Genomic DNA, 25,835 nt, shown 5'->3' on the forward strand with positions numbered 1-25,835 from the left:
ATGGCCGAGACCGCCGCCGCACACGACGTCGCGATCGACCCCCTCGAGCCTCGGCACCTCGTCGCGCCGCACCACGACGACAAGACGCTCAATGACACGCTGCTGGACTACGTCTGGCAGAAGCCCGGCAAGGGCTGGCTGATGCTGTTCGGCATCACCCTCACCGCGCTGGGCGGCCTGGTGCTCGGCGTGGGCTACACGCTGGCCAACGGCATCGGCGTGTGGGGCAACAACCAGCCGGTGGGTTGGGCCTTCGACATCATCAACTTCGTCTGGTGGGTCGGTATCGGCCACGCCGGAACGCTCATCTCCGCCATCCTCCTGCTCTTCCAGCAGAAGTGGCGCACCAGCATCAACCGCTTCGCCGAGGCGATGACGCTGTTCGCCGTTATGTGCGCGGGCCTCTTCCCGCTGCTGCACACCGGCCGCCCCTGGTTCGCGTTCTGGCTGTTCCCCTACCCCAGCACCCTGGGCGCCTGGCCGCAGTTCCGTTCGCCGCTCGTGTGGGACGTGTTCGCCATCTCCACGTACCTCACGGTGTCCATCCTCTTCTGGTACATCGGCCTCATCCCGGACCTGGCCGCCCTGCGTGACTCGTCCAAGACGAAGGCGCAGCGTCTGGCGTACGGCATCTTCAGCCTCGGCTGGCGCGGCTCCGGGCGGCACTGGCACAACTACAAGATCGGCTACCTGATCCTGGCGGGTATCTCCACCCCGCTGGTGCTCTCGGTGCACACGATCGTGTCCTTCGACTTCGCTGTGTCGCTGCTGCCCGGCTGGCACGCCACCATCTTCCCGCCCTACTTCGTCGCCGGCGCCGTGTTCTCCGGCTTCGCCATGGTGATCACCCTCATGGTCCCCGCCCGCAAGTACATGGGCCTGCGGGACGTGATTACCGACCGGCACCTGGAGAACATGAACAAGGTCATCCTCGCCACCGGCCTCATCGTGTCCTACGGGTACATGATGGAGCACTTCGTGGCGTGGTACTCCCAGAGCGAGTACGAGATCTGGACCTTCTACGTGAACCGCGCCCGGGGCCCCTACGCGGGCGTGTACTGGCTGATGATCGCCTGCAACGTCATCACCCCGAACATCTTCTGGTTCAAGAAGCTGCGCACCAGCATCCCGGTGATGTGGGTGGCGGCGATCATGGTGAACATCGGCATGTGGTGCGAGCGCTTCATCATCATCGTCACCTCACTGCACCAGGACTTCCTGCCCTCCTCGTGGGACATCTACACGCCCACCTGGGTGGACTGGACCATCTACGTCGGCACGCTGGGCCTGTTCGGCACCCTGTTCATGCTGTTCCTCAAGTTCGTGCCCGCGGTGGCCATCAGCGAGGTGAAGGAGCTCCAGTTCGAGCTCAAGCACAACGCCGCCCACCACCACGGCAGCCACGGTGCGGAGACGGCCCCCGCCGGCACCGTCACCCACGGAGCGCACTAGAGCCATGGATACTCCGGTCCTCGATAGCTGGGTCCTCGCCGAGTTCCCCAGCCCTGACGAGCTGGTGAAGGCGACCAACGAGATGCGCCTGAAGGGCTTCCAGGGGATGGACACCTACTCCCCGTACCCGCTGCATGGCGGGTCCGAGGCCCTGGGCCTGCCGCCCTCGAAGATTCCCCTCATCGCCCTGTGTGGCGCCATCACCGGTGTGTGCACCGCGTTGGCCATGCAGACGTGGATGAACACCATCGACTACCCGCTGAACGTCGGTGGCCGCCCGCTGCTCAGCCTGCCGGCATGGATCCCCATCACGTTCGAGCTGGCGGTGCTGTTCACGGCCTTCAGCATCTTCTTCGGCGTGCTGGGCCTGGCCAAGCTGCCGCAGCCCTACCACCCCGTCTTCGAGCACGACGGGTTCCGCAGCGCTTCCACGCACGGCTACTGGCTGAGCGTGCCGAAGCTCGCGGGTGTGGACGTGCAGGATGTGCAGAGCAAGCTCCAGTCCCTGGGCGCGACCCAGGTGACGGTTGTCACGGGAGAGAAGGAATGAGACGGCTCATCCCCGCCCTGGGGCTGCTGGCCCTGACTGGCTGTGACGTTCCTTCCGAGTTCTTCCAGCGGATGGAGTCCCAGGCCAAGTACGAGTACTACGAGAGCTCGGAGTTCTGGGCCGACGGGCGCGCCATGCGGACGCCGCCCGAGGGCACCATCGCCCGCGAGCAGCCGGTGGGCAACCCGGGCATCACCACGGGCAGCTCCAACGGCCAGTACGTCACCGCCATCCCCGTGAAGGTGGACAAGAACCTGCTGGTGCTGGGGCAGAAGAAGTACTCCATCGTCTGCGCGCAGTGCCACGGCGTGCTCGGTGACGGAAACAGCATCGTCGCGGAGAACATGGGCCTGCGCCTGCCGCCGTCGCTGCTGGAGCTCTCCAACAAGCCCGCGGGCCACTTCTTCAACGCCATCACCCAGGGCTACGGCGTGATGCCGTCCTTCAGCGGCGAGCTGAACACCCAGGAGCGCTGGGCCGTGGTCGCCTACGTGCGCGCGCTCCAGGCCGCTCGCGGCGTCCCGGCGGGTGCGCAGACCCTTCCTCAGGAGAACCGATGAATTCCGTGGAGCGTTACAACGGAACGCCCAAGCTGATGGTGCCGGCCTTCGGCATCGGCATCCTCGGGCTCGTGCTGACGGCGGTGGGCGCCTTCGTGGGCGACGCGCGCGCGGCGGCTCACAGCTACCTGTTCGGCTACGTGTACTGGGCGGGCATCGCCGTGGCCTCCATCATCATGGTGGCCGTCTTCCACACGGCCAAGGCCAAGTGGATGACGGTGCTGCGCCGGGCCATGGAGACGATGGCCATCTCCGTCCCCATCTTCGCGGTGCTCTTCCTGGGCCTCATCCCGGCCCTCAAGCTGCTGTACCCCTGGGTGCCGGAGTCCCCGCTCACCTCGGAGTTCACGGACGTCCAGCTGCACCACCTGCACAGCAAGCACGGCTACCTGAACGTGGGCTTCTTCTACGCCCGCCAGGTCATCTACTTCCTGGTGTGGACGTTCGTCAGCCACCGCCTCTACGGCTGGAGCACCCGCCAGGACGAGGGTGGGGACCTGATGCTCACGGTGAAGCAGCGGTTCTTTGCGCCCGGTTCTCTACCTTTTCTTGCCCTTACGATCACTTTTGCTGCGTTCGACTGGATGATGAGCCTCACGCCGCTCTGGCAGTCGACCATCTATGGCGTCTATTACTTCGCCGGCAGCTTCCTGGCGGCCTTCTGCGTGCTGACGCTCACGACGGTGAACGCCCAGGGCAAGGACCTCTACGGGAACCTGGTGACGACGGCGCACTACCATAACCTGGGCAAGCTGATGCTGGCCTTCGTGGCCTTCTGGGCCTACATCGCCTTCAGCCAGTTCCTGCTCGTGTGGATCGCCAACCTCCCGGAGGAGGCGCCCTGGTACCACGTGCGCATCTTCGGCGGCTGGCGCCCGGTGTCCATCGCCCTGTTCTTCATCCAGTTCCTCATCCCCTTCGGCATCCTGCTGTCGCGCAACCTGAAGCTGCAGCCGCGCAAGCTGGCCGTGGTGGCCGTGTACCTGCTCATCGTTCACGCGGTGGACCTGTACTGGCTCATCTTCCCCGCCTACAACTCGGAGCACCCTTCCTTCCCGTGGACGATCATCACCGCGTGGGTGGGCGTGGGCGGCATCGCCGTGGGCTTCGCGCTGTTCCGCGCCCGCGGCCGGTACACGGTGCCGGTGAAGGATCCGTACATCGCTGACTCGCTGAGGTACGTGCAGCCATGAGCAAGAAGACGCAAGTCGAAGAGGAGTCGCGCGTCATCGTCGGCGCCCATGGCGTGGCGGCCGAGGAGGACCACCTGGTCCTCGGCAAGGTCATCCGCGTGGGAGTGCTCTCCCTGCTCATCTTCGGCGTGAGCGCCGTGGTGGCGTGGCGCGGACAGGTGAACCTGGAGCGCGAGTTCCAGCCGGACGGCCCGCCGCCCAAGCCGATCGCCATCGGCCAGTACGAGATCGGCATCGTCAACCAGCGCATGTTCGAGCAGGACTCGCACGCCACGGAGAAGCTCGAGGGCCAGCACAAGGCGCTCGAGGCCGGCACGGGTGACCAGCCCGGCGTCGTGGCGCACCTGCCGCTGGAGAAGGCCATGGACCAGGTCATCGCGGACGCCGCGAAGCCTCCTCCCCCGCCGCCGGCTCCCCCGGCTCCCGAGCCCACCTCGCCCCAGGGCAAGGCCCCGGCTCCCGCTCCCGGCGGCAAGGCTCCGGCCCAGGCCCCGGCTCCCGCGCCCACCACTCCGGCGGCTCCCGCCCCCACCCCTCACTAGGTTCCAGGTCTCGCTCCGATGTCGATGTCCTCCTTCCAGTCCCTGCCTTCCTCCCGCGCCGGCTGGCGCGCGGGGCTCGCCGTGGCGGCGCTCGTGCTGAGCGTGGCGCTGCCAGCGGCCGCCCTGCCCGGTGGAGGAAAGACGCCTCGGGACATCGTCGACGCCCAGCAGCCCCCGCAGGTGCAGGGCGTGGACGTGGAAGAGCACCTGGGCGAGCCGCTGCCGCTGCAGGCCCGCTTCCTGGACGAGACGGGCAAAGAGGTGCGCCTGGGCGATGTGCTGCCCAAGGACAAGCCCACCCTGCTGACGCTGGTGTATTACGAGTGCCCCATGCTCTGTAACCTGGTCATCAACGGCCAGGTGAGCGCCATGCGCGAGGTAGGGCTGGAGCTGGGCAAGGACTACCACGCCATCACCGTGAGCATCGATCCCAAGGACACGCCCACCCAGAGCCTGGAGCGGCGCCGCCGCCACCTGCAGGCCATGGGCAAGTCCGAGTCGGCGCCCTGGCACTTCCTCACGGGCACCGAGGACAACATCCACCTGCTCACCGAGGCGGTGGGTTTCAAGTATCGCTACGACGAGGCCAGCAAGCAGTTCGCCCACCCCGCCGTGGTGCAGGTCATCACCCCCGAGGGCAGCGTTTCCCGCTACCTCTACGGAACCACCTTCCCCGCCAAGGACATGAAGCTGGCGCTGGTGGAAGCCGGTAACGGTCGAGTGGGCACCAGCTTCGACCGAGTCGTCCTGTCCTGTTTCAAGTATGACGCCGCGATGCGGCGGTACAGCTTCTACGTGTTCGGCTTCATTCGGACGGGAGCGCTGCTGGTGTTCACCGCGCTCTCGTCGATGCTGATCTTTTTCTGGAGGCGCGAGCTGAAGAAAGGCGCTGCGGCATGAGCAATCTCGCTGACAAAATCCTCTTCCTTCCGGAGCGCGCGTCGACGTTCGCGGAGAAGGTCGACCACCTCCACTACTTCGTCGTCGGCGTCACCATGGTGTCGTCGATCGCGGTGGGCCTGGCGGCGGTCTTCATGTTCTTCCGCTACCGGCGGCGCGTGCCCAATCAGGCCACCGAGTACGTGGTGCCCAACCTGCCCACCGAGTTCCTCTTCGTCTCGGTGCCGCTGGTGTTCTTCCTGGCCTGGTTCGCCATCGGCTTCCGGGACTTCGTCTTCTTCACCACGCCGCCCAAGGACACGTACGACGTGTACGTGATGGGCAAGCAGTGGATGTGGAAGTTCGCGTACCCGGAGGGCCCCAACGGGGTGAACGTGCTGCACGTGCCGGCCAACCGGAACGTGCGCCTGCTCATCACCTCGCGGGACGTGCTGCACTCCTTCTACGTGCCGGCCTTCCGCATCAAGATGGACGCGCTGCCGGGCCGCTACACCCAGGCCTGGTTCAACGCGACCAAGCCCGGCACCTACCAGGTGCTGTGCACGGAGTACTGCGGCCTGAGCCACTCGAAGATGCTGGCGGAGGTGGTGGTGCTCTCGCCGGAGGACTTCGAGGAGTGGCTCAAGCAACAGCAACGCGGCAAGCTGGCCGGCCGCCAGGACGCGCTGGCGGACACCTCGCTGGTGCCGCCGGTGGCGCGCATGGCCGAGCAGGGCCAGAAGCTGGCCGGCACGCAGGGCTGCTTCAAGTGCCACACGGTGGACGGGGCGCCGCACATCGGCCCCACCTTCCTGGGCCTGTATGATCGCGTGGAGAAGCTGGACGACGGGCAGACCATCCGCGTGGACGAGGCCTACATCACCCAGTCGATGATGGATCCCGGGGCGCACCTGGTGGCCGGCTACAAGAATGTGATGCCAACCTTCCAGGGCAAGCTGGCGGGCCCCGAGACGGCCGCCATCGTCGAGTTCATCAAGTCGCTGCGTACGCAGAACGTGCGCGAGGGCGCTTCTCAAGGACCGGCCTATGAACCCATCCAGTAGCACGACAGCAGAGGGTGTCCTGCCCGCGCACGACGCCCACGACGCGCACGATGCGCACCACGACCACCCCAGCTATCTGGTGGACGGCACCACGGTGAAGTCGTGGCTGCTGACGGTGGACCACAAGCGCATCGCGCTGATGTACCTGGTGTGGATCCTCCTGTTCTTCCTGGTGGGCGGCATCTTCGCGATGCTCATCCGCATCGAGCTGCTCACGCCCGGTCCGACCATCATGGACGCGATGACATACAACCGTATGTTCACGCTCCACGGCATGGTCATGATCTTCTTGTTCATGATCCCCGCCATCCCGGCGGTGTTCGGCAACTTCGTGCTGCCGCTCATGCTGGGGGCCAAGGACGTGGCCTTCCCGAAGCTGAACCTGGCCAGCCTCTACATCTACCTGGCGGGCGCGGGCCTGGCGCTGTGGGGCATGATCAACGGCGGCCTGGACACGGGCTGGACGTTCTACACGCCGTACAGCACGCACACGACGACGACGGTGGCGCCGGTGCTGTTCGGCGCGTTCATCATCGGCTTCAGCTCGATCGCCACGGGCCTCAACTTCATCGTCACCATCCACACCATGCGGGCGCCGGGCATCACCTGGTTCAAGCTGCCCCTGTTCGCGTGGGCGCTGTACGCCACCAGCTGCATCCAGGTGCTGGCCACGCCGGTCATCGGCCTGCTGCTGGTCATCGTCACGGGTGAGCAGCTGTTCCACTTCGGCCTGTTCGACCCGGCGCGCGGCGGAGACCCGGTGCTCTTCCAGCACCTGTTCTGGTTCTACAGCCACCCGGCCGTGTACATCATGGTGCTGCCGTCCTTCGGAGTGATGTCCGAGGTGGTGGCCACCTACAGCCGCAAGAACGTGTTCGGCTACCGCGCGGTGGCGTACTCGAGCCTCGGGATCGCCTTCGTGGGCTTCTTCGTGTGGGGCCACCACATGTTCGTGTCGGGTCAGTCGACGTTCGACGCGGGCATCTTCGGCGTGCTCACGATGCTGGTGGGCGTGTTCACCGCCATCAAGGTCTTCAACTGGGTGGGCACCGTCTACAAGGGTGCCGTGGACTTCAAGACGCCGTTCGCCTACTTCTGCGGCTTCCTGTTCTTCACCGTGTTCGGTGGCATGACGGGCATCGCGGTGGCGACGACGTCGCTGGACGTGCACTGGCACGACACCTACTTCGTGGTGGCGCACTTCCACTTCATCATGGTGGGCGCCACGGTGATGGCGTTCCTGGCGGCGCTGCACTACTGGTTCCCGAAGATGTTCGGGAAGACGTACCACGAGGGCTGGGGCCTGGTGGCGTCGGCGTTCATCATCCTGGGGTTCAACGCCACGTTCATCCCGCAGTTCCTGCTGGGCAACTACGGCATGCCGCGGCGCTACTTCGAGTACCCGGAGCGCTACCAGGCGCTGCACGTGGCCTCCACGGCGGGCGCCTCGCTGCTGGCGTTCGGGTTCATCATCATCGCCGTGTACCTGACGTACTCGCTGGCGTACGGAAGGGCCTCCGGGAAGAACCCGTGGCGCAGCAAGGGCTACGAGTGGATCTCCGACTCGCCGCCGCCGACCCACAACTTCGTGGGCCCGCAGCCCACCTACCCCGAGGAACCGCACCTGTACGTGGATCCGAAGAAGGCCGAGGTGCCCGATGCAGTCTAGTGCTCACCCCGCGGGCGCCACGCCCGGGGTCCCCCGCCTGGCGCAGCACTTCGCCTCGCTGGAGGTGCAGAACCACGCCGCCCGCCTGGGCATGTGGCTGTTCCTCTCCACCGAAATCCTGCTCTTCGCCGGCCTGTTCGTCTGCTACGGCTGCTACCGCTACCTGTTCCCGGACGCCTTCGCCCAGGCGAGCCGCCACCTGGACCTGTCGCTGGGCACCATCAACACCGTGGTGCTCATCACCTCGTCGCTGACGGCGGCGCTCGCGGTGCACTACGCGAAGGAGGGCAAGAACAAGACGGTGGCGCTCATGTTCGTGCTCACCATCGCCATGGCGTGCGCGTTCCTCGTCATCAAGGGCTTCGAGTACAGCCACAAGTTCGCCGAGGGCGCGCTGCCCGGTAAGTACTACCACTTCGAAGAGGTGCAGCTGCCGGGCGCGCCGCTGTACTTCACGATCTACTTCCTGGCCACGGGCCTGCACGCCTTCCACGTCATCGTCGGCATGAGCGTGCTGGCGTGGCTGACGGTGAAGGCGATCCGCGAGCAGAACTTCGGGCCCAACAACTACACCGCGGTCGAGCTGGGCAGCATGTACTGGCACCTCGTCGACCTGGTGTGGATCTTCCTCTTCCCGCTGCTGTACCTCATCTAGTTCCAGGAGCTCTTCAACATGTCCGCGGCCAATGAGTCCCAGCAGGAAGCTCGCAACATGGCGGAGCACCACAGCGCTGCTCCGTACTGGATCGTCTGGGTAGCGCTGCTGTTCTTCACCGGTCTGACGGTGTTCACCGGGCGCATGCACTTCTCGCTGGCGCTCCCGGTGGCACTCGCCATCGCCACCACGAAGGGTCTGCTGGTGCTGCTGATCTTCATGCACCTGAAGGACCACAAGGGCGCCAACCGGCTGGTGATGGGCGTGTCGTTCCTCTTCGTGCTGATGATGCTCATCATGCCGATGGCGGACTTCGCCACGCGCTTCCGCCCGGCGAACCCCGCCGGCTCGCACCTGAGCGATCTGCCGGACCTGAACTTCATCGAGGGCAAGACGCCGGCGCACGGCGGTGCCCACGGTGGAGCGCACTCCGGTGGTGGGCACGAGTCCCCGAGCGAGCACAAGGAGTAGCTCGCCTCCTCCACCTGGAGGTTTCCGCGGCGCCGAGGGTATCCCCGGCGCCGCGTTGCGTTTGCGGGCTCCCCGGCTGTGAGGAGCTAGAACGCGATCGAGACGTTGGCCGACAGCGCCGTGTCCGTGGACACCTTCCCCGGAGGCGGCGCGCTGTCGTACTGGAGGACGAAGCTGGTGCCGATGGTGAGCGTCTCCGACAACCCCACCGCGAGCGTGGAGGTGCTGTTCACGAGGAGGCGGGACTCTCCCAGTACGTTGGGGATGGCCTCGGCCTGCTCGGTGAAGACCGTGTCCTTGGTCAGCCCGTAGCTGAACGCCACGCCCACTCGAGGGCCGCCCAGGTCCACGTCCTCGAGATCCAACGGCGTCGGGTAGTACTGGAAGCGCGTCTCGCGGGAGAAGCGGAAGGCCAGGTCCGTGCGCAGCGAAGTGGTGCGCCCGTCCGGCGTCTTCTCGTCCCACCAGGAGATGCCCGCGCCCGCCTCGCCGATGCCGCGCACCTCCACGCTCTTCACGTGGTCCGTCTGCGCGCCGGCCAGCAGGTAACCGCTGACCACCGGCGTGAAGCGGCGATCCACCCGGACATCCACGCCCGCGCTGAGGGCCACCACCTGCGTGCGCTCGCCCTCCGTCTCCGTGGCGGCCAGGCGACTGCGGCCGTACAGGCCCTGCGCCTTGAGCGAGTAGATCCACCCCTGCGTCTTGCGCTCGGCCGAGGCCAGTCCGCTGAACGTCAGCGTCGAGGCGTTGCCCGAGAGCGCGATGAGCCCCAGTCCAATGTTCCCATTCCAGGGATCCTCCTTCGGAGCCTCGGCCGTCTTGGCGGGAGGCGCTTCAGGCGCTGCGGGAGCCGCGGGAGTGGCGGGCTTGCCCAGGGCCTCGCTCAGGCGCTCGACGGCGGCGGCCATGCGGGCACTGGCCTCGGCGGCCTTCTCGGCAGCGGCGGCGGCCTTCTCGGCGGCGGCAGCGGCACGCTCGGCGGCGACCTCGGTGGCCGGAGTGGCAGGAGGAGTAGGGGTCTGGGCTTGAAGGGAAGTGGCTACGAGGAAAGCAGTCAGCATGTGCAATGAACCCGTGATGGGGGTGTTCAGGACCCACCCGTTGAGGGCGGCCTGCCCGGTGGGATGCCCGATACTCTCTCCGGTTGCAGGGTTCGGCGACAGAAATGCCCCGATCCTTCTACGCTGAGCGCCTCCGCTTGAAACCGCCTCTGGAGGCACGCCTCGCATGAAGCTCGCCCAGTTGGCCCTGCTGTCCTGTCTGCTGCTGCCCGGCGTCTCCGCGGCCCAGCGGCGAGTCACCGCGCCCGTGGACATCGCTTTCGGTCCCGCCGCGTTCCTCTTCTTCGGCCCCGTGTTCGAGGACCAGCCCATCCACACCGGGCTGAAGATCTCCGTGGAGGCCGTGCTCGACAAGGAGTGGCTGCAGGCCCACAAGAACCTCTTCCCCCAGCGGCAGCGCGGCCGGGTGCTGGCCATGAACGAGGTCCGCTACGCCCCCGCGATCCTCAAGCTCATTCCGGACTCCATCATCATCTCGCCGAAGTACCGGAACACCTCCATGTATGGAGCCACCTGGAAGCCGCTGGGCTTCGGCCTGGGGCTCACTCCGAGCCCGGTGCGCCTCTCGCTCGATGCGGGGCTGATCGTCACCTACGCGTACCTGTCCTCGGACACGCTGGAGAACACCCACTTCTTCCGGCCCGGCGCCCAGCTCAACGCGGACCTGGAGTTCCAGTTGTCCAAGACGTTCCTCGTGAGCATCGGGTGGAACTCGTCCCTCTACATTCCGCAGCGCGTGGGGACCTTCACGGAGACGAAGCCGATCAACGAGTCCATCTTCCACGTGGGCCAGGCGTACCTGCTGCTGCACTTCCGCGTTCCCTTCACCGCTACCATGTGAGCCAGCCATGAAACTTGTACTCGCCAGCGAGAGCCAGAAGACCGAACGGGATCTCGTCACCCACTCCGCCTGGGGCGTGTCCCTCACCGTCGAGGGATATCTCCAGCGCGAGCGGAGGCTGCGAGCCCAGCGTTGGGCTCACGCCGAGATGAAGACGTGGCTGTTGTGCGCGGACGATGGGGCCGCGCTCGCCTCGTGTGAGACGTTCCGCATGGACAGCTTCCTGCGCGCTCCGGATGGAGCGTTCGCGCAGGGTGACAGCTTTGGCATCGCCAGCGTCTTCACCGAGGAGCGGCTGCGCGGACGCGGGTATGCCACCCGGCTGATGGATCTGCTGGCCGCGGAGCTGGAGCGCATTTCGCCTCGGGCCCAGAGCGCGCTGCTCTTCTCGGACGTGGGCGCCCCGCTCTACCAGCGCTCCGGCTACCGGGAGCTGGATGCCTGGGACTGGAGCTTCGCCCCGGAGCCGGGCGAGCCCTCCGAGCGGGTGGATCGGCTGCTCTCCGAGAAGGAGCTCGGCGCCGCACTGGCCCGCATGCGCCACCCCGAGGCCCCCTTCTTCCTCTGGCCCACCGCGGATCAGGTGGACTGGCACATCGAGCGCGAGCGCATCTACTCGGAGCTGATACCCCGCCCGCGCCCGGAGGCCAACGGCGCCATGGCCGGCGAGTCCACCGCCCTCTGGTACATGATGAGCCGCTACAGCGCCTTGATCGTGGCGATGTTCGACGCCCGCTCGGCCGAGGATGCCACCGCGTTGCTCTCAGCCGCCCGCCGCGTGGCCCACCGGGCAGGGCTCTCGAAGGTCGTGGTGTGGGAGGAGCCTGGCATGGGATCGCTCCTGTCGCAGGTGCCGGGCGCCGTGCGCGAGGCGCGGGACGGCTCGCTGCCCATGCTGCGGCCACTGCGGCCCGAGGTGCCTCTCTCCCCGGCCACGCCCATCCCGCGAGCGCTCTGGGTCTAATTGGCGCCCGCTGCGGTTAGGATGCGCCCATGGCCAAGCGCATCCGGATCATCGAGGGCACGTGGGACTGCACTTCGTGTGACACGAAGGGCATCCTCGCCCGGCACAAGAAGTGCCCCCAGTGTGGCAATCCGCGTGAGCTCACCGGCAAGGAGTCCGAGTTCGAGTTCGGCGGCACGGATGCGAAGACAGGCAAGTCGCTGCGCGAGGGTGTCACGGACGAGAAGGCGCTGGAGCTGGCCCACGCCGGCGTGGACTGGTTCTGCGCCTACTGCGGCGCCTCCAACCGGGGCGACCAGGAGATCTGCAAGAACTGCCGGGCCGAGCGGTCCACCGATGCCAAGGCACTGGAGGAAGAGGCGGATCCGCGCCGGCCTCCCGAGAATCGGCCCCCGCCGGCCCCGAAGAAGCGCGGCACCTTCGCCAAGGTGATGCTGGCATTGGGTGGCATCTTCTCCCTCTGCTGCTTCGGGACGATCGCTTATGGATTCTGGTCGTCCATCCCTCATGACACCACGGGCCAGGTGGTGAGCACCGAGTGGAAGCGCACCGTGTTCCAGGAGCGCTTCGTGCCCGTGACGCTGGAGGGCTGGGCGGACGAGCTGCACCCTCAGTCGCCGCGCATGCCCGTCAACGGTTCGGGCGAGGTGGCGGGAGTGCAGAACATCCGCGGGTGTGCCTCGCGTCAGCGCTCCACGCGCAAGGTGGCGGACGGTACCGAGCGCGTGTGCTCGACGAAGACGCGGAAGAAGGCCTGCGGCACCGAGGAGAAGTGCCACACGCGCAACAAGGGCAACGGCTTCAAGGAGGAGGTCTGCGAGGACGTCACGAAGTACTGCGACGAGTCCTACGAGGACTGCCGCAACGAGACGCGCTACCGCAACGAGCCCGTCTACGCCCAGAAGTGCAGCTACGACACGTACCAGTGGAAGGAAGTGACCCACCGGGAGGCCTCGGGCAAGAACGCGGAGCCTCCGCGCTGGCCGGACCTGTCCGTGAGCGCCGAGGACCGGCTGCGCCGCGAGGAGCAGTACGTCGTCAACCTCGAGTACGACGGCGGCAAGAAGAAGACCGAGCTCAAGCCGAAGACGGAGCAGGAGTACGTCGTCTGGAAGCCAGGCCAGCAGGTGGCCCTCACCGTGACGAACGGCGGGGATGTGAAGAAGATCGACCCGCGTTGAGACGGGAGGCCCTCGCCTCACAGGAGCCCAGGTCATGGAGTGCACTCGCTGTGGCGCCTGCTGCGTGGCGCCGGACATCGCCGCGCTGGACAAGCCACTGGGGATGCGCTGCCCGCACCTCACCGCGGACAACCTGTGCTCGGTGTATGACCGCCGGCCGCAGGTCTGCCGAAGCTACGAGCCGGACGAGGTCTGCCAGCTCATCGAGGCGCCCACGTTGGAGGAGCGCGTTCAGAAGTACCTGGCCCTGTTCGGGCTGACGGGTGAGGCCGAGGCCACGCGCCAGGCGGGTTGCGCCTCCATGCGCCGGGCCCGCGGCGGAGCGTGAGCCCGTGAGCAGGCCCTCGCACTCCCAACCCGCGAGGGACTTGTCTCGGCTTCGCTCGGGCGCTATCGCGGCCCCGTGAGCTTCCAACCGACCGTTCCCTTCACTCCGGCTGTGGGCCTGGGCTCGACCCACGCGCAGACCATCTTCGCCTCGCTCACGCGCCCGACCCGGGGCCCTTCGCTGCGGCGCGAGCGCTTCGAGTTGCCCGACGGGGACTTCGTCGATCTGGACACCTTCGATGGAGCCCCCGGCGCCCCGCATGTGGTGGTGCTCCACGGACTCGAGGGCTCGTCTCAATCAGGCTATGTCGTCGCCGTCCTCCGGGGTGCCTCCGAGCGCGGCTGGGGCGGCACCGCGCTCAACTTCCGCTCGTGCAGCGGCGAGCCCAACCGCCTGGCGCGCTCGTACCACTCGGGAGAGTTTGGCGATGCGCTCGCGGTGATGAAGCACGTGCGTGCCCGGATCACCGGGCCGCTGTACGCGGTGGGGTTCTCGCTGGGAGGCAATGTCCTCTGCCGGCTGCTGGAGGAGACCGGAGATAACTCGCCGGCGGAGGCCGCGGCGGTGATGAGCGCTCCGTACGATCTGGACGCCTGCTGCTACCGGCTGGATGGCCCCGGCCCTTTTCAGCTGCTCTACCGCGAGCGCTTCCTGCGCACCCTCAAGCAGAAGGCCCGCGCGAAGCTGCGGCGATTCCCCGGCGCCTTCGACGGAAAAGCCATGGAGGCCGCGCGCACCATCCGCGCCTTCGACGACGCCGTCACCGCGCCACTGCACGGCTTCCGCGGCGCGACGCACTACTACAACGAGGCCTCCTCCGGACCGAAGCTCCACGCCATCCGGCGCCCCACGCTGCTGCTGAGCGCCAATGATGATCCGATGCTGGTGGCCCCCGTCATTCCTCCCGAGGCCTCGAAGAATCCGCACCTGACCGTCCTGCTGACGGAGCAAGGAGGCCACGTGGGCTTCGTCTCGGGAAGGCTGCACTCGCCCCGCTTCTGGGGCGATGCGCAGGTGCTGGCGTTCTTCGACTCGGTGAAGGCCGCTCAGCCGAAGTAGACGATCAGCCCGAACTTGGCCGACGGCATCATGTAGAAGAACCGGCCACCCTTGGCGCCCGTCTCTCCGAGGCTGGCGATGAAGGGCTCGGCGAGATCCTCCACGTTGGGCACATCGAGCTCGACCCAGCTGACGCCCGCGCGGAGGAACACGGTGAAGTTACCCGGCGCGCCCACTTCGAAGCCCAGGTGCGTGCTCGCGTAGGAATACCCCACGCGCTCCATCGCGAAGAGCGGAGGCTGCGAGGTATCCGCCATCCTCCGAGCCACCTTGTCCGAGTTGCCCGAGAGGGTGTGCCCCACCTCGAACGTGAAGGAGGGGGTGTACCAGCCCCGCATCGGCAGGAGCGTGATGCCCGCTCGGCCTCCCAGGCGAATTCCGTTGTGCGTGGCTCCCAGGTGCAACCGCACGGCCCGAGAGGGCCTGAACGCGGCGGACAGTCCCGCTCCTTCTGGAATCCCCGCGTCGAGCAGCAATCCGAAGGGAGCCAACCGCTCCGGATCGCGCGTCTTCTCCTTCAACTCAGGGGCCTCGGCCCGCGCCTCCATCGCGCCGAGCAGGAGCCCCGCAGCCACCAGTGCACCCACAGCGCCCATTCCAACTCCCCCCACCATCACACGTCAGGGCAGCCGGCCCCGGCGAGCGCTCGACTCACCGGAGACCGGCTCTTCTCCCCCTCCACTCTCGACCGTTCCCGAGCCGTCCCAACCCAGCGTGTGCCAACGAGGTGCTCCGCCGTGCCGTCCCGCCCGTCCTCGACCTGCCCCTACCCCACCTCGGTACTGCGCCCTGCCCGCCCGACCCCTACCGCGTACCGCCCGCCCTACCCGCCCGTCCCACCCCTCACGCCCAGCCACACCCCGTCCTGCCCCGTCCTGCCCGATCCCGCCACCCTGCACCGCCCGTGCTGCCCCGTGCTGCCCCGTACTGATTACTGCCCCGTCCTGCCCGACCCGCCGCCCTGCCCGTACCACCCCGTACTGCCCGACCCCGCCGCCCTGCACCGTGCTGCCCGACCCCACCGCCCGACCCCGACTGTCCCGTACCGCCCGACCCCACCGCCCTACCCCGACTGCCCCGTACCGCCCGACCCCACCGCCCTACCCCGACTGCCCCGTACCGCCCGACCCCACCGCCCGACCCCGACTGCCCCGTACCGCCCGACCCCACCGCCCTACCCCGACTGCCCCGTACCGCCCGACCCCGCCGCCCTACCCGACTGCCCCGTACAGCACGACCCACCGCCCTGCCCCGCCCGTGCTGCCCGACCTCGCCCCCCGTACTGCCCCGACCCGTCGCCCTGCCTCGCACGCGCTGCCCGACCTCGTGCTGCCGTACTGCCCGACCCCACCCTGCTCCCCCCGTACTGCCCGACCCCACCGCCCTGCCCCAACCACCCAACCGCCCTTCCCCGCCCCGCCCTGCCTCACCGCCCCGCCCTACCTCACCGCCCGCCCTGCCTCACCGCCCCGCCCTGCTCACCGCCCCGCCCTGCCTCACCGCCCCGCCCTGCCTCACCGCCCCGCCCTGCCTCACCGCCCCGCCCTGCCTCACCGCCCTGCCCCAGCCACCCAACCGCCCTTCCCCGCCCCGCCCTGCTCACCGCCCCGCCCCGCCTCACCGCCCTGCCTCACCGCCCCGCCCTGCCCACCCCACCGCCCGCCCTGCCTCACCGCCCCGCCCTGCCTCACCGCCCCGCCCTGCCCACCCCACCGACCGCCCCGCCCTACCTCACCGCCCCGCCCGTCCTGCCCGACCGCCTACCGCCCCGTGCTGCCCACGCCTTTTCCTTTAGCATCCTGCGTGCCGACGCCTTTCTCCGGCACATTCCCTCGTGATTCCAAAGATTTGACGCGCATAGCACTTCAGGGCAGGGCCCCCTCGGCCCCCGGTCCCTGAAAAAAGTTCCCCCTCATTCCTGATGCATCGGAACTGATCCGGAAATCCTCGCCAGGCGTGCGAGCTGGCGGCGAATCCTCATCGCCGCGCCTCAAGACAGCCGAGCGAGCTAGAACACGCCCCCATGTCCAGCCTCCCCCCATGTGGGCTGTATCGCACCCGGCGGGCTCTCGGCACCGCGATCCCCGAGGGACGCCTCGTCTACTTCCACAACCACGGCGACCCGGGCCCCGGCCTCTACCTGCCGAGCAGTTGGAGCGTGAACCGCGCGCACTGGCACACCCACGGCACTCCGCTCCCTGATCCACAGTGGGCCGAGCACCTCGAACCGCTGGTGGCCGAGGGCCTCTACCGCGTCCAGGCGCCCTTCACGTGCTGCGAGAAGCGCTGCCAGACCTTCGAGGAGGAGCAGTTGGTCCAGCTGGGCTACAACGGCATGGCCGAGCCCATCCTGTTCCTTCCCGAGTGGACATCGACGGGCCTGTCCTTCCCCACGCAGGGAACGATCGTGGACCGGGAGCGGCTGACGCAGCTCGTCCCACTCAAGGTGGCCGAGGCTGACGAGCCGTCCGCGGATCGCTCCTTCATCCACTGAGCTCCCAGCTTCCTTCCGTCGGTATTGTGCGAGCCCCGGCAGCCGCCCGGCCTGCTGGGACACAAGAGGATCCCCCGTGCGCCTGCACCTCATCGCAGCCTTGCTTGCAGTTGCCGCCTGCTCTCGAACCACCGAGGGTCCGACTCCCGCCCTGACAGGCATCATCAACCCTCGCCAGCGCAGCGTCGCTCCGGCGCGCGTGTGCAACGCGCAGGGAGGAGAGCGGGGCTGGCGGCTCGAGCTGCTCGGCGAGCGCTTCACGCCCGTGCCCGCGGACGTACTCACCGACACGCCGACGGTGGGAATGCCCGAAGTGACGGTGAAGGGTTCCACGACGTTGACGCTCGAACGGGGCCGGGTCTCGTACCGGGACTCCACGCTGCTCTTCCTGGACATTCCCACGCGGGACACCACGCCCGCGGCAGAGCTCCCCGCGGGCAGCTACGCGGTGTCGGTGAAGAACCCCGGAGGCGGCACTGCGGAGGTGGCGGACCTGCTCATCGTCGTCGAGCCGCCGGCGGTGACACGGGTGACGGCGCCGCAGGGCTTCACCTTCAACGCCCCCAGCCCGCTCGTTGTCGAGGGCACGGGGTTCCGGACAGAGACATTCCCCGCGATGAAGCTGACCCGCACCGGCTTCCCGGATGTGGAGCTCTTCACGACCGCGGTGGAGTCGCCCACGCGTCTGCTGACGGAAGTCCCTTCCGGCACGCCCGAGGGGACGTACGACTTCGAGATCACGAACCCCGAGGGCTGCGCGTTCACGTTACCCATGGCCCTGTCCATCACCTATGAGCCCCTGGGGCTGCTGACGGTGGAGCCTCGCTTCGGGTGGCAGCAACGCGATCAGCCTGTCACGATCTACAACGCGCCCACGGGTGATCAGCGCGCCTTCGCCGCGGGCTCGCCCGAAGTCTTCATGGCGGCCCCGCTGAAGACGGCGCCCTCGGAGACGGTGGACATTCCACTCCGCCGTGTGGCCTTCGTCTCGCCCACCATCATCACCGCGGTGGTGCCCACGTGCTCGGGCAACGAACTCCTGCCCATCACCTCACCCGACTGTCCGAACGGCGTCGTCCCCGGTGGCCCCTATGCCCTCAAGGTGGCGGACACGAGCGGCGCCGTGGGGGAGGTGCCAGCCTCCAATGGCTTCACCGTCCTACAGGACGAGCCACCTGTCATCGATTCCATTGCTCCGTCGGCCATCGACACACGCGGACTGGATGTCACCCGTCCCCTGGTGGTGACCGGGAGGAACTTCGGAGCGGGCGCGAAGGTACAGCTCCTGAAGAAGCTGGCCAGCGGGAACATCCTGGTATGCGATCTGCCCGCCACCGGCATCCCCAGCGCCACGAGCCTGAGCGCGCGAGTCCCCACGAGCATCGCGGCCGCGCAGTGCATCGAGTCCACGCCCACGGGCACCCAGGTGGCTGCGACCACGGACCTTCAGCTGGCCGCGGGGCTCTTCGTGGTGCGCGTGCAGAACACGGCGGATCCCGCCTACGCAAACTACTCGGGCCTCACCGTCACCAACCCCTCGGCCAACCCGGGCACGGGGCCTGCGATTACCACCCAACTCGTCACGCCGCGCGCGGACTTCCCCCTGGTCGTCGCCACGAACGACCTCGGCCAGCCCTTCCTCTACGCGCTGGGCGGCACCAGCGACGAAACCAATGCCCTGGACTCCGTCGAGATGGCTCCCATCACGCTCTATGGAGAGGTGGGGGGCCGCTGCAGCAGCGCCGGGTGCACATTCCATCCGCTGGAGCGCTCGCGATTGGGTGCGGCAGCGCCGGAGCCGCGGCGCGGGCACATGGCCATCGTGCGCACCGTGCCGAATGACACCTCGTACCTCTTCGTGCTCGGAGGGCGGGTGCCCGATGCGACGGGCACGCTGAAGCCCGTGAACACGGTGCTGCGTGCGCAGGTACTCAAGGCAGCGGATGCACCGATTCTGGCGCCGCCCGAGCGCCTGACCCAGGAAGACGCCACCCTGCCCACCGGGACCCTGTACTACCGGGTGTCTGCCGTCCTGGGAGCGGGAGATGCAAAGAACCCGAACGGAGAGACACTGGCCTCGGACGAGCATCCGGTGAAGGCCAACGAGGCCCTCAATGCCGCTCGCCTCATGTGGACCTGCGTTCCAGGTGCCACGAAGTACCGCATCTACCGCACGGTCTCCGCCAACCAGCCCTCCGGCGCGGAGCGGCTTCTGGAGGAACTCGATGCCCCCGCCACGCCGAGCTGCTCGGGCGCACCGCTTCCTCAGCTCTCTTATATGGATACGGGCGCGAAGACTCCCGACATGAGCGGTGCGCAACCACTGCCCACAGGAGCCCTCGGCCGCTGGGTGCTCCTGAACGAGCACCTCACCGTGGAGCGCGCGCACGCGGCCGCCCAGCTCCTGGGAGACACGGTGTACGTCGCGGGAGGCGCCAACGCGGCCGGTACGACGCTGGCCAGCGTTGAGCGCGCTTCCTTCCTCGCCAACAGCTACACCTTCAATACGGCCACGACTCCGGCCGCCTTCTCGAGCACCAACCTGGGAGCACTCAACGTGGCCCGCCAGCGCTTCTCGCTCGCCGTGGCCAGCGCCGAGACCGCTCCCGGCTCGTTCGCATCCACCGCTCCCGACAACCGGAAGGACGCCTGGCTCCTCGCGGTGGGCGGAGACAACGGCACCTCCATCCTGTCCTCCAACGTCCTCGAAGTGGCCAAGGTGCAGGATGCCTCCGGAGACCTCAGCTCCACGAGCTTCACCACCATCGATTTGAAGAACGGGACCCACGGTGGCTGGGCGCGAGTCCTCGCCAATTCGCTCTTCCAGGCGGGCAGCGCGGGCAACACCGCCCTCCGGTTCCGCTCGGGCCTCATCTGTCCATCGGGCAACAGTCCCGGGCCGTGCACGGATTCGAGCAACTTCACCACGGGCCTCAATGACGTCGGGGCATTCCGGTACGCGGAGGGAGGCCCCCGCTACCTCGCCGGAAGCACCCAATTCCGCGCCTACGTCTACGTCACCGGCGGCCTGCCCGATGACACGGGGACCGGAACCCCTTTCACCAGCACCGAGTGCCTCAGCTACTAACCCCCACCTCGCCCGACCCGATGACCGTCCTTCCCGTCCTCGCGCTCCTCGTCCTCGCCCAGGCTCCGGCCACACCGCCCGCCACCGCTGAGTCCTCCGAGGGAAACAGCATCCTGCTGGCCCCCAAGCTCGGCTTCTTCAAGAGCACCACGCCGCTCGGGGGCGCGCCCTTCTTCGGGCTCGAGATGGGCTACATCACCCCGCTGTTCGAGCGGAGGCTGGCCATCGTCCTAGAGGGGAACGTGCACCTGCCCAAGGTGTCCGGAACGCTCAGCGATCCGCTGCTCACCCGGGGAGACGCGCCCTACCAGCTCACCGAGCGCGAGATCGCCTTCCTTCTCTCGGCGGTGTACAGCTTCGAAGGAGCGCTCGGCTCCATCACCCCGTATGCCGGCCTGGGCCCGGGCATCTACCTGCACCAGGCCACGACCCAGGGCTTCGGCGCCACCACGGTGGAAAAGGAGGGCACGCTCGGATTCCAGTTCCTCGGTGGCGCCGAGCTGCGCCTGGGGCCTGGGGGCCTCTTCCTCGAAGCCCACTACCACTTCACCCAGGTCGACTTCGTCACCACGGGCGACGTGAACCTCGGCGGCTTCCTCGCCGCGAGCCTGGGCTACCGGCTGCGGCTGTGAGCCGGTGGGCTGCGCTCACTTCGCCGGGGTGAGCGTCAACTGCGTCTCGCCCAGCGTCTGGCCCTTCTCATTGGTGAAGCGGGCGCGCACCTCCAACGGAGCGGCGAGCCACCCCCCTTGCACGGGCGTGCTGTACGACAGCGGCACATCCACGCCCGCGTTCACCGGAGCGGCCTCGCCCTCACGCGGGAAGAACTGGAGCAGCTCACCGGAGGAAGACTTCGCCGCCACGGACAGCCGCGCGCCCTCGGGAGCCGTATAGCTGAACTGCACCGACGCCCCTTCGGGGCACGCGAGCTTCCCGCCCGGCAGAGCCTCCGCCTGCACATTGCCCTCCGAAGACACGCAGAAGGCGCGCACACCGAACGCCGTCTCCGTCGAGCCCTTCCGCGCCTGCCACTCATCCTCGGGGGCAGCTGGCCCCCGCACTCGTGGCAGCACCACGAACATCGCCAGCGCGGCGACCGCGGCCGCGGGCAGGGCCACCCTCAACCAGTCCCAGACGGAGCGGCGCGGCACGGCGGCACGCTCCGCGGCCTGCACCCGAGCCATCAACCGCGCCTCGAGCAGCGCCTCGCGCCCCTGGGGCAGCGCCCGCTTCTCCAGCGCGGACTCCACCCGCGAGAGCCGATTGTACGCCTCACGACACTCGCCGCAGGTCCGCGCATGCTCGCTCAGCCGGGCATGACGCTCTGCATCGAGCTCTCCGAGGAACAGCGCCTGGAGCGCCGCCTTCGCCTCCTGATTCGTGCACGTCATGCGTCGCCCCTCCCCTTCAAGAACCCCCATCCCTTTGCCTGGACACCCTGCAGGTACCCATGCGTTTGCAGATAGCCGAGCAACCGCTGCTTGAGCCCCTTCTCGCGCCGCCGCACCTGGATGCGGGTGAGCCCCACGCGCTCGGCCGCACTCTCCTGAGCCAGGCCCTCGGTGAAGCGCAGCTCGAACAATTGGCGCTCCTCGGGCGTCAGCCCCTCCTTGAAATCCCTCAGGAGCGCCTCCACCTCCTGATCCTCCATCTGCTGCTCCATGCTGTCCCCGCCTCCCGTCACCCCCAGCTCCCAGTTCAGCGTGGAACCCTCGTCCTGTGGCCCCAGCCCCGCCACCACCTCGCGCGTGCGCGACTGCTCAAGCACCACGTTGCGCGCGATGCCCATGAGGAACTGCGCGTAGGGGCGGATGCCGTCGTAGGCCAACCGCGTCCTGGGCTCGAAGGCTCGCGCGAACGTCTCAAGCACGGTGTTCTCCACCTCGAGCGCGCCTTGAAGGTGGGCAAAGCCACGCCCACGGAAGGCGACCGCCCGCAGCGCGCGAGCCAGCGGCTCGGCGTGCGCGCGATACACCTCTCCCAACACTTCCGGTGCGCCTTCCCGGAAGCGCCGCAATCGCTCCTGGTCCCACTCCCACGCCATCCTCGCCACATAGCAGCGGCGTTCAGCCGCCGTCACTCTCCCTTGTCACGAGGCCCCCCGGGTGGATCGCCCGCCTGCAAAATGGCACGCTAACCGTTACTTTTTGCGCCCTGAGCACACGATCTCCATGTCCTCGAAACGCGCCCACTGTTGTCTCTCCCTCTGGCTGCTCCTGCTCACCCTGGGACTGGGGGTGGCTCGGCCCGCCTCGGCTGCGGCTCCGCCCGAGCGCGTCTCGTACGCGCTGATCATCGCCAACAACGCCAGCCTGGATCCAAAGCAGGCCTCGCTCCGCTACGCGGATGATGACGGGGCGCGCTACTACGAGCTGTTCGCGCCCCAGGCCCGGGACACGGTGCTGCTGAGCGTGCTCGACGAGGAGACGCAGGCGCGCCACCCAGGGCTCGCCGCGCGCACCCAGCCTCCCACCAAGGCGGCGCTGAAGGAGTCCCTGGCACGCCTCTCCAAGCAGATGAAGGCGGACCGGGAGGCGGGCAAGCAACCGGTGTTCTACTTCATCTTCACAGGCCACGGGCAGCGCGGGGCGGCAGGCGAGGGCACGGTGAGCTTGCTGGACGGCCCCTTCACCCGGACGGATCTCTACTCGCAGGTCATCTCCCCCAGCCCGGCCAGCTTCATCCACCTCATCGTGGACGCGTGCGATTCGTACTTCTTCGTCAACGCGCGGGGAGCGCTGCCCATCGGCCCGGCGCAGACGGCGGCCGTGACTCAGCACCTGGCCTCGCGCGAGTTGGACAAGTTCCCCCAGGTGGGCGTGGTGCTGTCCACCTCGAGCGCCCAGGAGAGCCACGAGTGGAGCGCCATCTCCGCGGGCGTCTTCAGCCACCAGGTGCGCTCGGCGCTGGCGGGCGCGGCGGACGTGAACGGGGACGGCCGCGTGGAGTACTCGGAACTCACCGCCTTCATCGCCGCCGCGAGCCAGGGCGTGGAGGACGTGCGCGGCCGGCTCGACATCTTCGCCCGGCCGCCCGCGCTGGACCGGAGCACCCCGCTGAGCGACCTGGGCCGCAACAGCGGGCTGGGCTACCTGCTGGTGCCCGAGGGCGTGGGCGGGCGCATGTGGATAGAGGATACGCGCGGCGTGCGCGTGGCGGACTTCAACAAGGAGCGCGAGCGCCCCATGGTGCTGGCCCTGCCTCCGGACCGGAGCTACTACCTGCGCTCGGCGGGCCGGGAGACGCGGTTGTCGGTGGCTCGCGCGGGAGTGGTGGTGGATGCCGGCAGCCTCTCCTGGAGCCCCTCGGCGGTGGCCAGCCGCGGCCCGGTGGAGGAGGCCTTCCGGGACAAGCTTTTCAGCGTGGCCTTCGGCCCGCGATTCTACAGTGGTTACGTGGCGAGCCTCGGGCAGACGCCCGTCGCCATGGATGACGGGCCCGATCTCTCTCCGTGATGCTCCTGCCCCTGGCGCTGGTGTTGAGCCTGGGCGCGGTGCCGCCGGTGGCTCCGTGTGTAGGCGAGCGGATGGTGATGCTGCCCTTCGACGCGGTGGCCCTGCCGCGACCCGAGGCCCGCCGCACCGAGGAGGCCGTCCGACGCGCCGTGACGAGGACCGCGGGCGTGTGCCTCGAACCTCGCCAGGAGACCGTGGCTCGGCTGCGCGTGCACGAGGACCGGAAGGAGACGTGCACGGAGGATGTCTGCCGCGCGGCGGAGGTGAAGTCGCTGGGCGCGAAGTGGCTCATCCGCGGGCGGGTGTTGGGGCTCGGCGGAGAGCGCACCGTGACTCTGTCTCTGGTGGGCGCCGACGGCATGGAGACTCGGAGCACCTTCCAGGTGACCACGCTGGATGCGACCGCGGAGGAGACGGCGCAGAAGGCCTTCATCCCACTCTGGAAGGAGCGGCAACCACGGACCGTGGAGGCGAAGGCGCGGCGGACCTGGCCCCTGGTGCTGGTGGGCACGGGGGCCGCGGTGCTCGCGACGGGTGTGGGCTTTGGACTGGTGGCGCGCTCCACCGCGCAGCGCTTCTCTCGAGGAACGGGGGGCTGCGACGGTGAGGGCGAGCAGTTCCGCCAATGCTTCTCGGACGGGCTGCGACGGGGACGGCGCCAGAGCCACATCGCCAACGGGCTGCTGGGCGCGGGAGCAGTACTGGGCGCGGGGGGAGCCATCCTCTTCGTGTGGGAGCTGCCATGAACTCGCGTGGAGTCTTGCTGGGGTTGGGCCTGCTGGGCGCGATGGGGCTCACCTTCGCCTGCCAGTTCGCGCCGGATCTCTCTCGCTTCGAGTCCTGCGCTGACAACGGCTCCTGCAATCCGGGCTTCACGTGCCTCCATGAGGCGCGGCGCTGTCTACCGGACTGTGGCGCGCTGGGTCCGTGCCCCATCGAGGAGCCTCCCGATGCGTCCTCGGATGCCGGTCCGGACGAGGACGGGGGCTCGGATGCAGGACCGGATGGGGGCAGCGATGGGGGCAGCGATGGGGGCACCGACGCGGGCACCGACGGCGGCATGGACGCCGGCGTTCCCTTCTCCCTGCTGACGGAACGGCTCCCACTGGCGATCGAGCAGACACCCTACACAGCGGACGTGCAGGCGCAGGGCGGCATCCCGCCGTACCAGTTCCGCGCTACGGAGGCGTTACCCGAGTGGCTCACGCTCGACGGTGGAACCCTCTCGGGCACGCCGCCCAGGCCGGGCACCTTCCGCGTGGCCGTGGAGGCCTCGGACACGAACACGCCTCCGTCCCAACAAAGCGCTACCTACACCTCGCGGGTGCGAGCAATGCTACGGCTCGCTGGACCCGCGATCCTGGTGGATGGCTACTCGGGCACCTTCTACACGGAGAAGATTTCCGCCACCGGAGGCGTTCCGCCCTACTCCTTCAAGGTCGTGAGTTCCAACGGTCCCGCGGGCGTGACGTTGCTGCTCGACGGCAGCGTGACGGGCACTCCCAGCAGCACCGGCACCTACACCTCTCTGCTCCAGGTGACGGACTCGGATCCCGACGAGCCCCAGGTGGCGACGCGGACGGTGACGCTCTCCGTCACCGGATCGCCGCTGCTGCTGGCATTCTCCACCGAGTCCCTGCCCGACGCTCGCATGGGCACCCCTTACCAATACGTGTTGAGGGTGGCGCCCAGCTCCAACGTCACCTGGAAACTCAAGGCCGGAGCGCTGCCGGGCGGCATCGGGTTCAACCCGGACACAGCGACGCTCTCGGGAACTCCCAACGTCGCCCCGGGCAACTACACCGTCACGTTCAATGCAACGGATGGCCTGCTGGGCAACGTCGACCGCACGTTCACCATCACGGTCCATTGAGACCGCAGCCCGGCGCTCCGCTCAGGCCCGCCCCACGGGAGGCCGGAAGACGCGGAGCAGGTGCTGGGCGAGCACCTCGTCCAGCGACTCCTTGAGCGCATAGAGGAGTTGGTGCAGCCCCTCGGCGGAATCGGGGACGCTGCGCATGTCACGGACGCGCTCGTGCGAGCCATCGAAGACGCGCAGGCTCCCAGGCACGAGCGCGATCACGGCCTGGCCGGGGTGGCGCTTGCGCAGCAGCGCGAGGAAGAGGGGGTGGTCCTCGTCGGGCCGGCGCAGGTCAACGACGACGACGGCGGGGGGCGTGGAGGCGATGGAGGTGAGCGCGGCGTCCGCATCCTCGGCCGCACGGATCTTCACCTCGGGCTCCGCGAGGAAACGCAGGAGCAGCTCACGCGAGGCGCGGTGCGGGCTGACGACGAGGACATGGCGCATGTCCCCTGGACGTAACCG

At 68.3% G+C, this 25,835-nt stretch carries 26 protein-coding genes; 21 read left to right on the plus strand and 5 right to left on the minus strand.

Annotation, left to right across the window (positions count from 1 at the left end):
• Genes nrfD through KY501_RS33525 form a run of 10 tightly spaced genes read left to right on the plus strand, consistent with a single transcriptional unit; the run spans position 1 to position 9,035 of the window.
• Positions 1 to 1,452 carry an NrfD/PsrC family molybdoenzyme membrane anchor subunit gene (gene nrfD, locus KY501_RS33480; RefSeq protein ID WP_224367749.1) on the plus strand — a complete coding sequence of 484 codons (1,452 nt, stop codon included), beginning with the start codon at positions 1 to 3 and terminating at the stop codon, positions 1,450 to 1,452.
• A 4-nt stretch (positions 1,453 to 1,456) separates the two neighbouring features.
• On the plus strand, positions 1,457 to 2,002 hold the full coding sequence (locus KY501_RS33485; RefSeq protein ID WP_224367750.1) for a DUF3341 domain-containing protein: 546 nt from the start codon (positions 1,457 to 1,459) through the stop codon (positions 2,000 to 2,002).
• On the plus strand, positions 1,999 to 2,562 hold the full coding sequence (locus KY501_RS33490; RefSeq protein WP_224367751.1) for a c-type cytochrome: 564 nt from the start codon (positions 1,999 to 2,001) through the stop codon (positions 2,560 to 2,562). The genes KY501_RS33485 and KY501_RS33490 overlap by 4 nt, the downstream gene beginning before the upstream one ends.
• On the plus strand, positions 2,559 to 3,755 hold the full coding sequence (locus KY501_RS33495; RefSeq protein WP_224367752.1) for a hypothetical protein: 1,197 nt from the start codon (positions 2,559 to 2,561) through the stop codon (positions 3,753 to 3,755). The genes KY501_RS33490 and KY501_RS33495 overlap by 4 nt, the downstream gene beginning before the upstream one ends.
• Positions 3,752 to 4,297 carry a hypothetical protein gene (locus tag KY501_RS33500; protein WP_224367753.1) on the plus strand — a complete coding sequence of 182 codons (546 nt, stop codon included), beginning with the start codon at positions 3,752 to 3,754 and terminating at the stop codon, positions 4,295 to 4,297. The genes KY501_RS33495 and KY501_RS33500 overlap by 4 nt, the downstream gene beginning before the upstream one ends.
• 24 nt (positions 4,298 to 4,321) lie before the next feature.
• Entirely contained in the window at positions 4,322 to 5,197 is an 876-nt protein-coding gene (locus tag KY501_RS33505; RefSeq protein WP_309243021.1) for an SCO family protein, read from the plus strand.
• The gene (gene coxB / locus KY501_RS33510) at positions 5,194 to 6,240 is read left to right on the plus strand and encodes a cytochrome c oxidase subunit II (RefSeq protein WP_224367755.1); all 1,047 of its coding nucleotides are present in this window, start codon (positions 5,194 to 5,196) and stop codon (positions 6,238 to 6,240) included. Before KY501_RS33505 ends, coxB begins: the two co-directional genes overlap by 4 nt.
• On the plus strand, positions 6,224 to 7,909 hold the full coding sequence (locus KY501_RS33515) for a cbb3-type cytochrome c oxidase subunit I (RefSeq protein ID WP_224367756.1): 1,686 nt from the start codon (positions 6,224 to 6,226) through the stop codon (positions 7,907 to 7,909). Before coxB ends, KY501_RS33515 begins: the two co-directional genes overlap by 17 nt.
• Entirely contained in the window at positions 7,899 to 8,564 is a 666-nt protein-coding gene (locus tag KY501_RS33520) for a cytochrome c oxidase subunit 3 family protein (protein WP_224367757.1), read from the plus strand. Before KY501_RS33515 ends, KY501_RS33520 begins: the two co-directional genes overlap by 11 nt.
• An 18-nt stretch (positions 8,565 to 8,582) precedes the next feature.
• The gene (locus tag KY501_RS33525) at positions 8,583 to 9,035 is read left to right on the plus strand and encodes a cytochrome C oxidase subunit IV family protein (RefSeq protein WP_224367758.1); all 453 of its coding nucleotides are present in this window, start codon (positions 8,583 to 8,585) and stop codon (positions 9,033 to 9,035) included.
• An 86-nt stretch (positions 9,036 to 9,121) separates the two neighbouring features.
• Here KY501_RS33525 and KY501_RS33530 read toward each other — a convergent pair whose 3' ends face one another.
• Entirely contained in the window at positions 9,122 to 10,099 is a 978-nt protein-coding gene (locus KY501_RS33530) for a DUF481 domain-containing protein (RefSeq protein ID WP_224367759.1), read from the minus strand.
• A gap of 166 nt (positions 10,100 to 10,265) precedes the next feature.
• Here KY501_RS33530 and KY501_RS33535 point away from each other — a divergent pair, with 166 nt between their 5' ends.
• The 5 genes from KY501_RS33535 to KY501_RS33555 all read left to right on the plus strand — a co-directional run bounded on the left by KY501_RS33535 (position 10,266) and on the right by KY501_RS33555 (position 14,472).
• Entirely contained in the window at positions 10,266 to 10,940 is a 675-nt protein-coding gene (locus tag KY501_RS33535; protein ID WP_224367760.1) for a hypothetical protein, read from the plus strand.
• A 7-nt stretch (positions 10,941 to 10,947) separates the two neighbouring features.
• Positions 10,948 to 11,904 carry a GNAT family N-acetyltransferase gene (locus KY501_RS33540; RefSeq protein ID WP_224367761.1) on the plus strand — a complete coding sequence of 319 codons (957 nt, stop codon included), beginning with the start codon at positions 10,948 to 10,950 and terminating at the stop codon, positions 11,902 to 11,904.
• Positions 11,905 to 11,933: 29 nt separating this feature from the next.
• Positions 11,934 to 13,085, plus strand: a complete 1,152-nt coding sequence (locus tag KY501_RS33545; RefSeq protein ID WP_224367762.1) for a hypothetical protein — start codon at positions 11,934 to 11,936, stop codon at positions 13,083 to 13,085.
• Positions 13,086 to 13,119: 34 nt separating this feature from the next.
• Positions 13,120 to 13,413 carry a YkgJ family cysteine cluster protein gene (locus KY501_RS33550; protein WP_224367763.1) on the plus strand — a complete coding sequence of 98 codons (294 nt, stop codon included), beginning with the start codon at positions 13,120 to 13,122 and terminating at the stop codon, positions 13,411 to 13,413.
• A gap of 75 nt (positions 13,414 to 13,488) precedes the next feature.
• Entirely contained in the window at positions 13,489 to 14,472 is a 984-nt protein-coding gene (locus KY501_RS33555) for a hydrolase (protein WP_224367764.1), read from the plus strand.
• Here KY501_RS33555 and KY501_RS33560 read toward each other — a convergent pair.
• Complete coding sequence (locus KY501_RS33560; protein ID WP_224367765.1) at positions 14,460 to 15,068, minus strand: hypothetical protein; 609 nt, start codon at positions 15,066 to 15,068, stop codon at positions 14,460 to 14,462. The two genes, KY501_RS33555 and KY501_RS33560, sit on opposite strands and share 13 nt — an antisense overlap.
• Before the next feature lie 1,427 nt (positions 15,069 to 16,495).
• On the opposite strand from KY501_RS33560, the gene KY501_RS33575 reads away from it, so the two are divergent.
• From KY501_RS33575 to KY501_RS33585, 3 genes are all read left to right on the plus strand, one after another.
• The gene (locus KY501_RS33575; RefSeq protein ID WP_224367766.1) at positions 16,496 to 16,966 is read left to right on the plus strand and encodes a hypothetical protein; all 471 of its coding nucleotides are present in this window, start codon (positions 16,496 to 16,498) and stop codon (positions 16,964 to 16,966) included.
• Between the two features lie 76 nt (positions 16,967 to 17,042).
• Positions 17,043 to 20,054, plus strand: coding sequence for a hypothetical protein (locus KY501_RS33580; protein ID WP_224367767.1), 3,012 nt, complete (start codon positions 17,043 to 17,045; stop codon positions 20,052 to 20,054).
• Between the two features lie 20 nt (positions 20,055 to 20,074).
• Positions 20,075 to 20,686, plus strand: a complete 612-nt coding sequence (locus KY501_RS33585; RefSeq protein WP_224367768.1) for a hypothetical protein — start codon at positions 20,075 to 20,077, stop codon at positions 20,684 to 20,686.
• Positions 20,687 to 20,701: 15 nt separating this feature from the next.
• Here the strand turns inward: KY501_RS33585 and KY501_RS33590 are convergent, their stop codons facing one another.
• Entirely contained in the window at positions 20,702 to 21,445 is a 744-nt protein-coding gene (locus KY501_RS33590) for an anti-sigma factor family protein (RefSeq protein WP_224367769.1), read from the minus strand.
• The gene (locus tag KY501_RS33595) at positions 21,442 to 22,098 is read right to left on the minus strand and encodes an RNA polymerase sigma factor (RefSeq protein WP_224367770.1); all 657 of its coding nucleotides are present in this window, start codon (positions 22,096 to 22,098) and stop codon (positions 21,442 to 21,444) included. The genes KY501_RS33590 and KY501_RS33595 overlap by 4 nt, the downstream gene beginning before the upstream one ends.
• A 127-nt stretch (positions 22,099 to 22,225) precedes the next feature.
• Here KY501_RS33595 and KY501_RS33600 point away from each other — a divergent pair, with 127 nt between their 5' ends.
• The 3 genes from KY501_RS33600 to KY501_RS33610 are packed head-to-tail and all read left to right on the plus strand — an operon-like array spanning position 22,226 to position 25,382.
• Positions 22,226 to 23,509 carry a caspase family protein gene (locus KY501_RS33600; RefSeq protein WP_224367771.1) on the plus strand — a complete coding sequence of 428 codons (1,284 nt, stop codon included), beginning with the start codon at positions 22,226 to 22,228 and terminating at the stop codon, positions 23,507 to 23,509.
• A complete protein-coding gene (locus tag KY501_RS33605; RefSeq protein ID WP_224367879.1) occupies positions 23,509 to 24,255 on the plus strand; it encodes a hypothetical protein in 747 nt (248 codons plus the stop codon). The genes KY501_RS33600 and KY501_RS33605 overlap by 1 nt, the downstream gene beginning before the upstream one ends.
• Positions 24,252 to 25,382, plus strand: coding sequence for an Ig domain-containing protein (locus tag KY501_RS33610; RefSeq protein ID WP_224367772.1), 1,131 nt, complete (start codon positions 24,252 to 24,254; stop codon positions 25,380 to 25,382). The genes KY501_RS33605 and KY501_RS33610 overlap by 4 nt, the downstream gene beginning before the upstream one ends.
• Before the next feature lie 21 nt (positions 25,383 to 25,403).
• Here the strand turns inward: KY501_RS33610 and KY501_RS33615 are convergent, their stop codons facing one another.
• Positions 25,404 to 25,817, minus strand: coding sequence for a DNA-binding response regulator (locus KY501_RS33615; protein ID WP_224367773.1), 414 nt, complete (start codon positions 25,815 to 25,817; stop codon positions 25,404 to 25,406).
• Positions 25,818 to 25,835 lie beyond the last annotated feature (18 nt).

This window comes from Hyalangium versicolor (assembly GCF_020103695.1).
Classification (GTDB): domain Bacteria; phylum Myxococcota; class Myxococcia; order Myxococcales; family Myxococcaceae; genus Hyalangium; species Hyalangium versicolor.

Bases quoted from the DNA above. Each gene is read 5' to 3' on its own strand.
- nrfD (WP_224367749.1), top strand. From the start codon at position 1: ATGGCCGAGACCGCCGCCGCACACGACGTCGCGATCGACCCCCTCGAG.
- KY501_RS33485 (WP_224367750.1), top strand. From the start codon at position 1,457: ATGGATACTCCGGTCCTCGATAGCTGGGTCCTCGCCGAGTTCCCCAGC.
- KY501_RS33490 (WP_224367751.1), top strand. From the start codon at position 1,999: ATGAGACGGCTCATCCCCGCCCTGGGGCTGCTGGCCCTGACTGGCTGT.
- KY501_RS33495 (WP_224367752.1), top strand. From the start codon at position 2,559: ATGAATTCCGTGGAGCGTTACAACGGAACGCCCAAGCTGATGGTGCCG.
- KY501_RS33500 (WP_224367753.1), top strand. From the start codon at position 3,752: ATGAGCAAGAAGACGCAAGTCGAAGAGGAGTCGCGCGTCATCGTCGGC.
- KY501_RS33505 (WP_309243021.1), top strand. From the start codon at position 4,322: ATGTCCTCCTTCCAGTCCCTGCCTTCCTCCCGCGCCGGCTGGCGCGCG.
- coxB (WP_224367755.1), top strand. From the start codon at position 5,194: ATGAGCAATCTCGCTGACAAAATCCTCTTCCTTCCGGAGCGCGCGTCG.
- KY501_RS33515 (WP_224367756.1), top strand. From the start codon at position 6,224: ATGAACCCATCCAGTAGCACGACAGCAGAGGGTGTCCTGCCCGCGCAC.
- KY501_RS33520 (WP_224367757.1), top strand. From the start codon at position 7,899: ATGCAGTCTAGTGCTCACCCCGCGGGCGCCACGCCCGGGGTCCCCCGC.
- KY501_RS33525 (WP_224367758.1), top strand. From the start codon at position 8,583: ATGTCCGCGGCCAATGAGTCCCAGCAGGAAGCTCGCAACATGGCGGAG.
- KY501_RS33530 (WP_224367759.1), bottom strand. From the start codon at position 10,099: ATGCTGACTGCTTTCCTCGTAGCCACTTCCCTTCAAGCCCAGACCCCT.
- KY501_RS33535 (WP_224367760.1), top strand. From the start codon at position 10,266: ATGAAGCTCGCCCAGTTGGCCCTGCTGTCCTGTCTGCTGCTGCCCGGC.
- KY501_RS33540 (WP_224367761.1), top strand. From the start codon at position 10,948: ATGAAACTTGTACTCGCCAGCGAGAGCCAGAAGACCGAACGGGATCTC.
- KY501_RS33545 (WP_224367762.1), top strand. From the start codon at position 11,934: ATGGCCAAGCGCATCCGGATCATCGAGGGCACGTGGGACTGCACTTCG.
- KY501_RS33550 (WP_224367763.1), top strand. From the start codon at position 13,120: ATGGAGTGCACTCGCTGTGGCGCCTGCTGCGTGGCGCCGGACATCGCC.
- KY501_RS33560 (WP_224367765.1), bottom strand. From the start codon at position 15,068: ATGGGCGCTGTGGGTGCACTGGTGGCTGCGGGGCTCCTGCTCGGCGCG.
- KY501_RS33575 (WP_224367766.1), top strand. From the start codon at position 16,496: ATGTCCAGCCTCCCCCCATGTGGGCTGTATCGCACCCGGCGGGCTCTC.
- KY501_RS33585 (WP_224367768.1), top strand. From the start codon at position 20,075: ATGACCGTCCTTCCCGTCCTCGCGCTCCTCGTCCTCGCCCAGGCTCCG.
- KY501_RS33590 (WP_224367769.1), bottom strand. From the start codon at position 21,445: ATGACGTGCACGAATCAGGAGGCGAAGGCGGCGCTCCAGGCGCTGTTC.
- KY501_RS33595 (WP_224367770.1), bottom strand. From the start codon at position 22,098: ATGGCGTGGGAGTGGGACCAGGAGCGATTGCGGCGCTTCCGGGAAGGC.
- KY501_RS33600 (WP_224367771.1), top strand. From the start codon at position 22,226: ATGTCCTCGAAACGCGCCCACTGTTGTCTCTCCCTCTGGCTGCTCCTG.
- KY501_RS33605 (WP_224367879.1), top strand. From the start codon at position 23,509: ATGCTCCTGCCCCTGGCGCTGGTGTTGAGCCTGGGCGCGGTGCCGCCG.
- KY501_RS33610 (WP_224367772.1), top strand. From the start codon at position 24,252: ATGAACTCGCGTGGAGTCTTGCTGGGGTTGGGCCTGCTGGGCGCGATG.
- KY501_RS33615 (WP_224367773.1), bottom strand. From the start codon at position 25,817: ATGCGCCATGTCCTCGTCGTCAGCCCGCACCGCGCCTCGCGTGAGCTG.